Annotated in this window: 13 protein-coding genes and 1 rRNA gene; 3 read left to right on the top strand and 11 right to left on the bottom strand. The window is 70.9% G+C overall.

The window, feature by feature from the left end:
- Positions 1–138: 138 nt before the first annotated feature.
- On the bottom strand, positions 139–420 hold the full coding sequence (locus ACZ4U1_RS34275; protein WP_392817708.1) for a glutaredoxin family protein: 282 nt from the start codon (positions 418–420) through the stop codon (positions 139–141).
- 129 nt (positions 421–549) lie between these two features.
- Between ACZ4U1_RS34275 and ACZ4U1_RS34270 the strand changes: the two genes are divergently transcribed.
- From ACZ4U1_RS34270 to ACZ4U1_RS34260, 3 genes are all read left to right on the top strand, one after another.
- Positions 550–1479 carry an HAD family hydrolase gene (locus tag ACZ4U1_RS34270; RefSeq protein WP_467908071.1) on the top strand — a complete coding sequence of 310 codons (930 nt, stop codon included), beginning with the start codon at positions 550–552 and terminating at the stop codon, positions 1477–1479.
- A 282-nt stretch (positions 1480–1761) separates the two neighbouring features.
- Complete coding sequence (locus ACZ4U1_RS34265; protein WP_189297858.1) at positions 1762–2541, top strand: ECF subfamily RNA polymerase sigma factor, BldN family; 780 nt, start codon at positions 1762–1764, stop codon at positions 2539–2541.
- Between the two features lie 237 nt (positions 2542–2778).
- Positions 2779–4014, top strand: coding sequence for a DUF5667 domain-containing protein (locus ACZ4U1_RS34260; protein WP_467908070.1), 1236 nt, complete (start codon positions 2779–2781; stop codon positions 4012–4014).
- A 104-nt stretch (positions 4015–4118) separates the two neighbouring features.
- Here ACZ4U1_RS34260 and ACZ4U1_RS34255 read toward each other — a convergent pair whose 3' ends face one another.
- From ACZ4U1_RS34255 to rrf, 10 genes are all read right to left on the bottom strand, one after another.
- Positions 4119–5168: a lysophospholipid acyltransferase family protein gene (locus ACZ4U1_RS34255; RefSeq protein WP_467908069.1), complete on the bottom strand. Its 1050-nt coding sequence runs from the start codon at positions 5166–5168 to the stop codon at positions 4119–4121.
- Positions 5169–5182: 14 nt separating this feature from the next.
- A complete protein-coding gene (locus ACZ4U1_RS34250) occupies positions 5183–6244 on the bottom strand; it encodes an NAD-dependent epimerase/dehydratase family protein (protein ID WP_467908068.1) in 1062 nt (353 codons plus the stop codon).
- 220 nt (positions 6245–6464) lie between these two features.
- Positions 6465–6563 carry a 30S ribosomal protein bS22 gene (locus ACZ4U1_RS34245; RefSeq protein WP_003948845.1) on the bottom strand — a complete coding sequence of 33 codons (99 nt, stop codon included), beginning with the start codon at positions 6561–6563 and terminating at the stop codon, positions 6465–6467.
- 136 nt (positions 6564–6699) lie between these two features.
- Positions 6700–6912, bottom strand: a complete 213-nt coding sequence (locus ACZ4U1_RS34240; RefSeq protein ID WP_121791081.1) for a helix-turn-helix domain-containing protein — start codon at positions 6910–6912, stop codon at positions 6700–6702.
- A 129-nt stretch (positions 6913–7041) separates the two neighbouring features.
- On the bottom strand, positions 7042–7866 hold the full coding sequence (locus ACZ4U1_RS34235; RefSeq protein WP_467908190.1) for a phosphatase: 825 nt from the start codon (positions 7864–7866) through the stop codon (positions 7042–7044).
- An 89-nt stretch (positions 7867–7955) separates the two neighbouring features.
- Complete coding sequence (locus ACZ4U1_RS34230) at positions 7956–9128, bottom strand: acetoin utilization protein AcuC (RefSeq protein WP_467908067.1); 1173 nt, start codon at positions 9126–9128, stop codon at positions 7956–7958.
- The gene (locus tag ACZ4U1_RS34225; protein WP_467908066.1) at positions 9079–10296 is read right to left on the bottom strand and encodes an MFS transporter; all 1218 of its coding nucleotides are present in this window, start codon (positions 10294–10296) and stop codon (positions 9079–9081) included. Before ACZ4U1_RS34225 ends, ACZ4U1_RS34230 begins: the two co-directional genes overlap by 50 nt.
- 87 nt (positions 10297–10383) lie before the next feature.
- The gene (locus tag ACZ4U1_RS34220; RefSeq protein ID WP_467908065.1) at positions 10384–11097 is read right to left on the bottom strand and encodes a VC0807 family protein; all 714 of its coding nucleotides are present in this window, start codon (positions 11095–11097) and stop codon (positions 10384–10386) included.
- A 92-nt stretch (positions 11098–11189) separates the two neighbouring features.
- Complete coding sequence (locus ACZ4U1_RS34215) at positions 11190–11834, bottom strand: HAD family hydrolase (protein WP_467908064.1); 645 nt, start codon at positions 11832–11834, stop codon at positions 11190–11192.
- Positions 11835–11907: 73 nt separating this feature from the next.
- A 5S ribosomal RNA gene (gene rrf / locus ACZ4U1_RS34210) occupies positions 11908–11974 on the bottom strand; the annotation flags it as partial.

Raw genomic sequence — 11974 nt, 5'->3', positions numbered from 1 at the left:
TCGCGCCCTCGGCGGGAACCGGCGCATACGCACAGGCGTTCCTTCGTTACTGGGGGCAAAACCGCACACACTCCTCACGAATCCCGCCCCCGAGACCAAACCGCCGTCGATCCTAAGCGACTTTCCGGCCAGTTTGGACTAGTCGGTCAGTGCACGGCGCAGCCGTTCCTCGTTCACGCGCCAGAAGGTGTGCTGTTCACCGTCGATGAGTACGACGGGGATCTGCTCCCAGTAGCGGTCGTGGAGTTCCCGGTCCTCGGTGATGTCCTTCGGCTCCCACGGCACGCCGAGGTCGCCGCACACCTTCTCGATCACCACCTGGGCGTCGTCGCACAGATGACAGCCGGGCTTGCGGATGAGCGTGACCAGCCGCGCGCGCGGCTCGGCCCTGCGTCGGAAAAGGGGACTCATACCGGCCATTCTCGCCCTGCCCGCGTCCGTTCCGGATCGGATTCCGGATCGCTTCCTTAACGGCCGGGTCGCAGAGAGTTCACACCGCGCCAACCCGGCGACGCCGGAACCACCGAACAGACTGGCTATGCTCACGTCATGGCCGCTCTCGGATGGCTCACTCCCCGTAGGCGCTCCGCCACGGCGCGGAGCGTGTTGGCAGGCGAGGCCTCGGCGGAGGCCGCCCGCAAGTCCTCGCAGGAGGCGCAGCAGGCCCCGCGCGCCACGCCGGAGGAACCTCAGTTCCCGGTGATCGGCGACGACCGGGCCGCCGCCTTCTTCGACCTCGACAACACGGTCATGCAGGGCGCCGCGCTGTTCCACTTCGGCCGGGGACTGTACAAGCGGAAGTTCTTCGAGACCCGCGACCTGGCCAGGTTCGCCTGGCAGCAGGCGTGGTTCCGGCTGGCCGGGGTCGAGGACCCCGAGCACATGCAGGACGCCCGCGACTCGGCCCTGTCGATCGTCAAGGGCCACCGGGTCGCCGAGCTGGAGTCGATCGGCGAGGAGATCTACGACGAGTACATGGCCGACCGGATCTGGCCCGGCACCCGCGCCCTCGCCCAGGCCCACCTGGACGCCGGCCAGAAGGTGTGGCTGGTCACCGCGGCCCCGGTCGAGATCGCCCAGGTGATCGCCCGCCGCCTCGGTCTGACCGGCGCGCTCGGCACGGTCGCCGAGTCCGTCGACGGCGTGTACACGGGCAAGCTGGTGGGCGAGCCGCTGCACGGCCCGGCGAAGGCGGAGGCGGTCCGCGCCCTCGCCGCGGCGGAGGGCCTGGACCTCTCCCGCTGCGCCGCCTACAGCGACAGCCACAACGACATCCCCATGCTGTCCCTGGTCGGCCACCCCTACGCCATCAACCCCGACGCCAAGCTCCGCAGGCACGCCCGCGAGAAGGACTGGCGCCTTCGGGACTACCGCACGGGCCGCAAGGCGGCGAAGGTCGGCATCCCGGCGGCGGCGGGCGTCGGCGCGGTCGCCGGCGGCACGGCGGCGGCGATCGCCCTGAGCCGCCGCCGGCGATAGCTCCGCGGACGCTTGAACGCGCTCGTGTACATCACCTCGTTCAACACGCCCCGCACTTCACCGAAACACGCCGTTTTCCGGTCAACAAGCGATCAGCTTATGGAACTTGACCCATCACCAAACGGCCATAGAAGCGACGCAATCGATGATTTGAGCAACTCGGTGTAGCAGCGCCTGTACGAAGCGTTATTCTCCTCAGACGCAAACCGGTACCCCTCCGTCGCCACGACGGGTGAACGGTCCCGCACTGCACGTGATGGAAGCTCTGCCTCTGGGAGTCCCGTGTACCCACACGTCGGGGTTGACGCCTCGGGCCTGGCTACGCTGCGCGCAACGGTCGCGACGGTCAAAGAGACGCTGCGCGGCTTCGTCCCCACCGCGTACGCCGTCCCCGCCTTCGCCGCCGCCGCGCCCGCGGGCCCGTGCTACGCACTGGCCGACGGCAGCGCCGCCGTCGGCAGACGAGGGCGTGCCACCGGCGCGGCCACCGCCCGCCGCCCGGCCGCCGACAGCGACAGCGCCCGCATGATGGACCTGGTCGAACGCGCCCAGGCGGGGGAGGCCGAGGCCTTCGGGCGCCTCTACGACCAGTACAGCGACACCGTCTACCGGTACATCTACTACCGCGTCGGCGGCCGCGCGACCGCCGAGGACCTCACCAGCGAGACCTTTCTGCGGGCGCTCAGAAGGATCGGCACCTTCACCTGGCAGGGCCGCGACTTCGGCGCCTGGCTGGTCACCATCGCCCGGAACCTGGTCGCCGACCACTTCAAGTCCAGCCGCTTCCGGCTGGAGGTCACCACCGGCGAGATGCTCGACGCCAACGAGGTCGAGCGCTCCCCGGAGGACTCCGTCCTGGAGTCCCTGTCGAACGCCGCCCTGCTCGACGCCGTACGGCGGCTCAACCCGCAGCAGCAGGAGTGCGTGACGCTCCGCTTCCTCCAGGGCCTCTCGGTCGCCGAGACCGCCCGGGTCATGGGCAAGAACGAGGGCGCCATCAAGACCCTCCAGTACCGCGCCGTACGCACCCTCGCCCGGCTGCTCCCGGACGACGCCCGCTGAAGCCGGGTGACCGAAGGCGACACCCAACTCACTTACCGTGAAAGTCCGTTGCCTTTCTGATCCGGTCATCCGCCGTCCGTAACCCAAGTGCCGCGCCAGTCGTTGTGCGGGATACAGGCTCCCTGTGGTCACGTCCTGGCCGACCCCGATCGCTCGATCGTGTGGAAGCGGTCATGGACGTGCAACCCTCAGGACCCCCTGGGGAGTCGACCGTCATGACGAGAGGAGGTGCCGCCAGTGATCGCGAACGTATCGGCGCACCGGCGGGCGAACGCCTTCGCCCAGGCCCTGGAGGAGCAGTCCGACCGGGACACGGCGGCCGAGCAGTCCGAAAGCCCGGCGGGATCGCCGCCGACCACCGAGGAACGCTCCGAGCAGGGCGAGCTGCTGGCCCTGGCGGCCGGTCTCGGCGCGCTGCCCAAGCCGCAGCTCGACCCGGAGGTCAAGGTCGTCCAACGGGCCCAGCTGGTGGCCGCGATGGAGGCCATGCTCCAGGAGGGCACGGGGGCGGCGGACGCGTCGGTACCGGAACAGCGGGCGCACCGCGGCAGGGGCACGCACCGGGCGAGCCCACTGGGCAAGTTCCGCCCGCGCACCAGGCTGACCAAGGGCCTCGCGGCCGGCGGACTCAGCGTGGGCGTGGCCGCCGGGGCGCTCGGCGGGGTCGCCGCCGCCAGCTCCGACGCACTGCCCGGCGACTCGCTGTACGGCCTGAAGCGCGGCATCGAGGACTTCAAGCTCAACTACCTGACCGATGGCGACGACCAGCGCGGCCAGACCTACCTCGACCAGGCCTCCACCCGGCTCAGCGAGGCCCGCCGGCTCCTGGAGCGCGGCCGGGGCGGCCACCTGGACCACGAGTCCATCGGCGAGATCCGCCGCACCCTGTCGGGGATGCAGCACGATGTCACCGAGGGCCACCGCCTGCTCCACGCGGCCTACGAGGCCGACCCGGACTCCCTGGAGCCCATCCAGGCGCTGTCCGCGTTCTCCCGCTCCCACCGCGAGGCGTGGAGCGCGCTCAGCGACAGGCTGCCCGTGCAGCTGGGCGACGTGAAACAGCAGGTGTCCTCGGTCTTCGACGCCATAGACGAAGAGGTCGCCCCGCTGCAGTCCCTGCTCCCGCAGCCGCCGGCCCAGCCCGGCGACGGCAGCCGTCAGGGCGGCTCCGGCTCGGCGTCCACCGGTTCCTCCGGCAGCCACCGGTCGAACCCGCCCGCCTCCGCCGGCAGCACCCCGTCCGCCGGCAAGCACACCGGCACCGGCTCCCCGAGCGGCTCGGCCACCGGCAGCAGCGGCGAGGGCCTCATCGGCGGAGACACGGGCGGCCTGCTCGACCCGCCGAAGACCGGGTCGGAGGGCAGCTCCCCGTCCGCCGGCAAGTCCCCCACGGGCCAGCCGGACGTCACCATCCCCCCGCTCATCCCCGACCTGCTCCCGGGCCTGGGCATCGACGGCGAGGACGCGGACTAGCGGCCTGCGGCCACGGCATCGAGGGCGCCCCTATCCGAGCAGGGGCGCCCTCGATGCCGTACAGGGCAGAACCAGAAGAACGAGGACTCAGAAAGAACGAGGACTCAGAAGAACACCGACCGGCGCTGCACCAACAGCTTGTACAGCGTGTGCTGGATCTGCTCCCGCACCTGGTCGGTCAGGTTGAACATCAGCATCGGATCCTCCGCGGCCTCCGGCGGATACCCGTCCGTCGGGATCGGCTCGCCGAACTGGATCGTCCACTTGGTGGGCAGCGGGATCGCACCCAGCGGCCCCAGCCACGGAAACGTCGGCGTCAGCGGGAAGTACGGGAAACCCAGCACCCGCGCCAGCGTCTTGGCGTTGCCGATCATCGGGTAGATCTCCTCCGCCCCGACGATCGAGCACGGAATGATCGGCGCACCCTGCCGCAGGGCCGTGGAGACGAAGCCGCCCCGGCCGAACCGCTGGAGCTTGTACCGCTCGCTGAAAGGTTTCCCGATGCCCTTGAACCCCTCCGGCATCACCCCGACCAGCTCGCCCTGGCCCAGCAGCCGTTCCGCGTCCTCCGCGCAGGCGAGCGTGTGCCCCAGCTTGCGGGCCAGCTCGTTCACCACGGGCAGCACGAAGACCAGGTCGGCGGCGAGCAGCCGCAGGTGCCGGCCGGCCGGGTGGTGGTCGTGCACCGCCACCTGCATCATCAGGCCGTCCAGCGGCAGCGTGCCGGAGTGGTTGGCGACGATCAGCGCCCCGCCCTTGGCCGGGATGTTCTCGATGCCCTTCACCTCGACCCGGAAGTACTTCTCGTACACCGGCCGCAGCAGCGACATCAGGACCTGGTCGGTCAGCTCCTCGTCGTAACCGAAGTCGTCGACCTCGTAGTCCCCGGTGAGCCGGCGCCGCAGAAAGGCCAGCCCGGCCGCCACCCGCCGCTCCAGGCCGCCGTCCCCGCCGTCCCGGCCGCCACCGGCCTCCGGCGGCTCCTCCGCGCGGCTCACGGGACCGTCCTCCCGCGCCCGCTCCCGGCCCGGCAGGGACTGGACGGCACCGACCTCGCCGCGCCGGCTCCCCGCGCTCCGGCGCCGCGCCGGGCGCTGTGCGGCGCTCCCGCGGGACCGGTCGTCGTCGAACGGAATGACCTTGGCGTCCGCCATCGTTGCCGCTCTCCTCAGTTGGCGCTGTGCGTCTGGGGGTGGCCGCCCGCCCTCGCGGTCAGCGTGGCGAGCCGGTCCACGGCTGCCGTGAGGGTCTCCGGCGGCAGCAGCCCGGGGCCCTGGCCGCGCGCGAAGTCCGCGAAGGTCTCGGCCGTGGTGTAGCGGGGCGTGAAGCCCAGCGTCTCGCGCATCTGGACGGTGTCCACCACCCGCCCGTGGGTGAGCAGCCGGATCTGCTCCGGCGAGAAGTCCGTCATACCGAGCGTACGCACCAGGGAGCCGGCCCAGGTGACCGCGGGCAGCAGCAGCGGCACGGTGGGCCGTCCGAGCCTCCGGGAGCACTGCGAGAGCAGCAGCACGCCGTCCCCGGCGATGTTGAAGGTGCCGCTGTTGAGGGTGCCCCGGCGCGGCTCGTGCGAGGCGATCCGCAGCACCTCGATCACGTCGTCCTCGTGCACGAACTGCAGCCGCGGGTCGTAGCCGAACACGGTCGGCAGGACGGGCAGCGCGAAGTAGGAGGCGAGCGGGGTGTCCGCGGTGGGGCCGAGGATGTTGGCGAACCGCAGCACGCACACGGCGACGTCCGGCCGCCGCCGCGCGAAGCCGCGCACGTACCCCTCCACCTCGACGGCGTCCTTCGCGAAGCCGCCGCTGGGCAGCGACTTGGGCGGGGTGGTCTCGGTGAACACGGCCGGATCGCGCGGCGCGGAGCCGTAGACGTTCGTGCTGGACTTCACCACCAGCCGCCGCACGGCCGGCGACTTCTGGCAGGCACCGAGCAGCTGCATGGTGCCGATGACGTTGGTCTCCTTGACCGTGGCCCGGCTGCCGCCGCCCAGGGCCGTACCGGTCACGTCCATGTGGACGACCGTGTCGGCGCCGGTCTCGGCGAGCACACGGGCGATGGTCGGCTGCCGGATGTCGGCCTGGATGAAGTCGGCTCCGCCCAGATGGTGTGCCGGGGGCACCGCGTCCACCGCGATGACACGGTCGACCTCCGGGTCCCGCTGGATCCGCCGCACGAACCGGCCGCCCAGCTGCCGGGCCACTCCGGTGACGAGCACGATCCTTCCCAAGATCAGCGCCTTCCTTCCCGCGTAACCGGTATCCCGCGTTCCCCGTGTGCGGCCAACCTAGCCGGTCGGTGTTGCGCTGTGATGACCCCAGATGCACCTGGCGACGGAATTTCCCCCATCGGTATATGCCTGTGGCCCCCCACCACTGCTGGTGGGGGGCCACAGGGCCACACTCTCGCGGCGCCGCTTACGGATCACCCCCGCTTGCGCGGGGACCGCACTACTTCTTGTTACGACGCTGAACGCGCGTGCGCTTGAGCAGCTTGCGGTGCTTCTTCTTGGCCATCCGCTTGCGCCGCTTCTTGATAACAGAGCCCACGACTACCCTCGCTCACTTCTCATGTCTCGGTTGTTTGGGCGCCATGGGCCCACACGACCTACGAGGGGCTAGCCTACCCAACCGAGCGCCGAGGTCGTAATCGAGGGGGCACCCCCGGGTCACCCGGGGGTGGTCGTCAGGCCGTCTCCACCCCCACATAGCTGTCGCGGAGGTACTCGTGTACCGCTTGCTCCGGGACGCGGAACGAACGTCCCACCCGGATCGCGGGCAGATGACCGCTGTGCACCAAGCGGTACACGGTCATCTTCGACACTCGCATCACCGAGGCGACCTCCGCCACGGTAAGGAACTGAACCTCGTTCAGAGGCCTCTCGCCAGCTGCAGCCATGACACACCTGAACCTTCCGCACTCGACGGCCACCGGCTTCCCCTTCCGGTGACTCTTCGTCGTTGCGTGCTCACTCCCCAGACTAGGGGCGGGTGATGCGAGTGGGGAAGAGGTGCACCCATCGGCGGCCTACTGTGACAGACACGCTCGATTGAGTACGTAGCGGGCCAGCGGCCGGTAGTGAGCAGACCGCACTGCGTCATCAACCGGAACGACGACGGACACCCGCCCCTCGGCCTCCCCCACGAACAGCGCGGGATCGTCGGTGTCGGCCAGCCCGATGGCCTCGAACCCCAGCTGACCAGCACCGCAGACCCATCCGTGGTCCCCGACGACCAGCTCGGGCAGCGGTCCGCCGGCCGCCGCCGCGGCGTCGAGCGCGACCCGAACCGGGAGGGGCGAGTGGCTGTGGGCACCCGGCTCACAACCGGGGCGCTCGCTCGCCGGTTCCCGCACCAGCCCAACCCCTCGTACGTAGTCGAGGCGATGGGGACGTAGACCGAACCGGGTCAATATGTCGACACAGCGACCCTGCGCGGGGGTGAGGACCTCACATCCCGCCGCCGACAAGGCGTCCGCAAGACCGGCGTAGAACCCCAGCAGCCGGTGCGGGTGCCCGGTGCCCAGCAGCACGGGCGCACGGCGCCGGGCCACCTCCCGGATCCGCCCGGCGAAGGCGTCCAGCGCGGCGAGCGTCCGCTCCGGATCGATCACATCCGGTCCGGTCGTGTACCGGGGATCGTCCGAAACCCCGCACTTCTCCGCCATCAACCCGATCAAGTCCCGGACTCCCCAGGACCCTTCGGGATCCATCCCGATCAGCACGCGCGGATCCCGGGCCGCGAACAGCCGATAGCTCCGCAGGCTCTCCTCCCGCGTGGTCGCCACCACCCCGGCCAGCCGAGCGGCCACCAGGTGCGCACGGAGACGGGCGGGGGACGACACGGATGCGATGGTGGCCCACCGGGGGCGGAGGCGGGACGGAAACGGCGGGAATCCCGCACGGTTGGCCTAATGCCGACCGCGCCGCCACGACGGCGGCGCTACGGCAGCAGCCCCCGCAGCGGGAACACGGCCCGCCGCGTGGCCAGCACGGCCTGATCAACCCGGTCGGCGGGGTCGTAACCCGCCTCCCACTCGTCGTACGCCACCGGCCACCGCCCGTCCGTCATCCGCTGCGGCCCCAACTGGCGCGTGCGGGCGAACACTTCCCGGCGCCAGCTCTCGGGGATCACGGCCTCCGGCGCCACCGGCTTCCCCGCCGCGATCCCCACCAGGTGCGTCCACGACCGCGGTACGACATCCACCACCGCGTATCCGCCCCCGCCCAGCGCGACCCACTTGCCCCCGGCGTACTCGTGCGCCAGCTCGTGACAGGCCACCTGCACCGCCCGCTGCGCGTCCAGCGAGACGGCCAGATGGGCGAGCGGGTCCTCGAAGTGCGTGTCGGCCCCGTGCTGGGTGACCAGGACCTGCGGCCGGAACTCCGCGAGCAGCTCCGGCACCACCGCGTGGAAGGCCCGTACCCAGCCCGCGTCCCCGGTCCCGGCCGGCAGCGCCACGTTGACCGCGGCCCCCTCCCCCGCGCCCGCGCCGGTCTCCTGCGGCCACCCGGTCTGCGGGAACAAGGTGCGGGGATGCTCGTGCAGCGAGATCGTCAGCACGCGCGGGTCCTCCCAGAACGCGGCCTGCACCCCGTCCCCGTGGTGGACGTCGACGTCCACGTAGGCGACCCGCTCGGCGCCCAGCTCCAGCAGCCGCGCGATCGCGAGCGAGGCGTCGTTGTAGATGCAGAAACCCGACGCCCCGCCCGGCATCGCGTGGTGCAGCCCGCCCGCGAAGTTCACCGCGTGCTCGGCGTCCCCCCGCCACACCGCCTCGGCCGCGCCCACCGACTGCCCCGCGATCAGCGCGGACACCTCGTGCATCCCGGCGAACGCGGGATCGTCGAGCGTGCCGATCCCGTACGACCCGTCCGCTCCGGCCGGATCCGCCGACGCGGCCTTCACGGCGTCGATGTAGTCCTCCCGGTGGACCAGCCGGAGCGTCGACTCGCCGGCCGGTTTGGCCGCGACGACCTGCACCTCCCGGTCGAGCCCGAAGGCACCGACCAGCCGGCGGGTCAGGTCCAGCCGGACCGGGTCCATCGGATGGCTCGGACCGAAGTCATAGCCCGTTACTGCCTCGTCCCACATCAGCTGTGCGCGGCCGCTCATGCCCGCCACCGTATCGGTCCGGTTGAGCGGCGAACGACCTGGCGTACCCCACGGTCACCAGCACCAACACCATCGGCACCAGCATGGCCCCCCGGTAGCTCCAGGCGTCCCCGAGCGCCCCCACCAACGGCGAACCGATCAGGAAGCCCACGTAGTTGAAGATGTTCAGCCGGGCGACCGCAGCGTCCGAAGCCCCGGGGAACAGCCTCCCCGCCGCCGCGAAGGTCTGCGGCACCAGCACGCACAGCCCCAGCCCCAGCAGGGTGAACCCGAGCATCCCGACCCACGCGCCGGGCGCCACGGCCACCACCGCGAACCCGCAGGCCGCGACCAGCGCCCCGAGCCGTACGACCGCCACCGCCCCGAACCGCCGCACCCCGAAGTCCCCCAGGGCCCGCCCCGCCAGCGTGGTCACCATGTACACGTTGTACGGCACGGTCGCCAGCTGCTCCGAGCTGCCCAGCACGTCCTTCAGGTACTTCGCGCTCCAGTTGGAGACGGTCGAGTCCCCGATGTAGGCGAAGGTCATCACCAGGCACAGCGGCAGCAGCAGCTTGAAGACGACACCACCGCCGTCCGCCCGGACCTCCGGCACGGGCGCCGGATCCCCGTCGACGTACCACCGGCTCCCCACCAGCGTCGCCGGCAGCAGCACGGCCACCACCGGCAGGTACGACACCCACAGCGCGAGCTGCCAGTGCGCCCCGGCCCACGCCAGCGAGGCCCCGAGGATCCCGCCCAGGCTGTAGGCGGCGTGGAAGCTGAGCATGATGCTGCGCCCGTACGACCGCTGGAGACTGACGCCGAGCATGTTCATGGACGCGTCCAGCGCCCCCACCGCCAGGCCGAAGACGCCGAGCGCCACCGCCAGCCCGGCCACCTGCCCGTGCCCGCCCGCCCCGACGCCGAGCAGTGCCAGCAGCACCACCGGCTGGGACCAGCGCAGCAGCCGGCTGGGCCGGACCCGCTTCACCAGCTGCTCGGTGGTCACACTGCCGATCCCGGCGAGGATCGGCACGGCGGCCAGGAAGGCCGGGAGCAGCGCGTCGGAGACGCCGTACCGGTCCTGGATGGCCGGGATGCGCGTCACCAGCAGGGCGAAGGCGACGCCCTGGGCGAAGAAGCCGAACGCCAGAGAGGCCCTGCCGCGCCGCAGCACATCAGTCATGGCGGCGAGCGTAGGGCCCCTGGCTACCTGTGGGTAGATCCGGCCAAAGATGAATTTCCCTCAGCTTCGGCCGTTCCCGATCGCTGATCAGGCGGCGACGGCCAGCGTGGGCTGCTGCGCCCGGCCGGCCTCCACCTCGGCCGCGAGCATCCGCTCCATCGGCTCGACGGCCAGACCACCGCTGACCACGAAGGCGATCGCCATCGCGGCGACCAGGATGACGGAGCCCAGCCACACCATGGTGTCCACGGGCACGGTGTAGGCACCCACGGCCCGCACGACGCACTCGGCCAGCAGGGCCAGCCCCCACACCACCGAGAACGCCCGCTCCTTGGACCGGAAGGCCGCGGACTCGGCAGCCGCCCCGGACATCAGCCGCTGCCAGGCGGCCTCCTTGTCCGCGTCGCCCTTCACGACGAAGGGCTTCATGCCCGCGGTCATCATCGGCTTCCCGAGCATGACGGACACCAGGATGCCGATGGCGACCGTGCTGCTGACGCCGCTGTCCTTGGCCAGCATCAGCCGCGGGTCGCCGGAGACGAAGCTCAGCACCAGCGAGACGATGTTCACGACGAGGATGAGACCCGCCAGCGCGTTGGTCGTCCGGTCCTTGACCAGGCTCCACACGGTCCGCACCGCGGGGACGACGCTGCTCCAGGCGAGCGCCGCGAAGGTGCTCATCCCGAAGGCCTCCTTGAGGAGGTAGTACGAGCCGAGCGGCACCGCCACATCGATGAGCAGCGGCTTGAAGCTGTCCAGCACGCTCGGCTTACGGCCCTGGTTCCCCGTGTTCTTCGTCATGCCCCCAGCTTCGCCGCCGGGCGGGGGCGGGCAGTAGAAACGATCGTCCACAGCTCCGCATGACAAATGTCAGCCCGGACCCCGGACCGGGGTCATACCAGCAGGTCAGCCAACTCGCCCATGTCCGAGAAGAGTTGCCCGGCGTCCGCGAGCCGCGCCGCCGGTGTCATCGCGGTGAACCCGTAGACGTCCATCCCGGCCGCCACGGCCGCCTGTACGCCCAGCGGGGAGTCCTCCACGACCACACACCGCTCGGGGGCCACCCCCATCCGTTCGGCCGCGTACAGGAACAGATCCGGCGCCGGCTTGCCCCGCCCCACATCCTCCGAGCTGAAGACGCGCTCCTTTGTGAACCACCGGTCGAGCCCGGTCGTCCGGTGCCCCACCCGTATGCGCGCATGACTCCCGGAGGAGGCCACGCAGTACGGCACCCCGTCCACGGCCAGCTTCTCCAGTACGCCGGTCACGCCGGCCACGGGCTGCAACTCCCGCTCGAACGCGGCGAACACCCGGCCGTGGAAGACCTCGTCGAAATCCGCCGGCAGCCGCTGTCCCGTCCGTTCCAGGATCAGCTCGTGGATGCGGTGCATCGCCGACCCCATGTAGTCGCGGATGGAGTCCTCGTACGAGGTCGGGTGGCCCAACTCGGTGAGATACGCGGCCAGGAGCCGGTTGGATATGGGCTCGCTGTCCACGAGGACGCCGTCGTTGTCGAAGATGACGAGGTCATAGCGCATGCCGTAGACCCTAGTCGACCCTGAACGCAGAAAACCCCCGCATCAAAACGATGCGGGGGTTTTCCCAAAAATTGTTCGGCGGCGTCCTACTCTCCCACAGGGTCCCCCCTGCAGTACCATCGGCGCTGTGAGGCTTAGCT

This window comes from Streptomyces sp. NPDC028928, from assembly GCF_055564915.1.
This window is presented reverse-complemented; position numbering and strand designations above follow the sequence as displayed.

Excerpts from the sequence above, each read along its gene's own strand:
- ACZ4U1_RS34275 (WP_392817708.1), bottom strand. The coding sequence starts at position 420 with ATGGCCGGTATGAGTCCCCTTTTCCGACGCAGGGCCGAGCCGCGCGCG.
- ACZ4U1_RS34270 (WP_467908071.1), top strand. The coding sequence starts at position 550 with ATGGCCGCTCTCGGATGGCTCACTCCCCGTAGGCGCTCCGCCACGGCG.
- ACZ4U1_RS34255 (WP_467908069.1), bottom strand. The coding sequence starts at position 5,168 with ATGGCGGACGCCAAGGTCATTCCGTTCGACGACGACCGGTCCCGCGGG.
- ACZ4U1_RS34240 (WP_121791081.1), bottom strand. The coding sequence starts at position 6,912 with ATGGCTGCAGCTGGCGAGAGGCCTCTGAACGAGGTTCAGTTCCTTACC.
- ACZ4U1_RS34230 (WP_467908067.1), bottom strand. The coding sequence starts at position 9,128 with ATGAGCGGCCGCGCACAGCTGATGTGGGACGAGGCAGTAACGGGCTAT.
- ACZ4U1_RS34225 (WP_467908066.1), bottom strand. The coding sequence starts at position 10,296 with ATGACTGATGTGCTGCGGCGCGGCAGGGCCTCTCTGGCGTTCGGCTTC.
- ACZ4U1_RS34220 (WP_467908065.1), bottom strand. The coding sequence starts at position 11,097 with ATGACGAAGAACACGGGGAACCAGGGCCGTAAGCCGAGCGTGCTGGAC.
- ACZ4U1_RS34215 (WP_467908064.1), bottom strand. The coding sequence starts at position 11,834 with ATGCGCTATGACCTCGTCATCTTCGACAACGACGGCGTCCTCGTGGAC.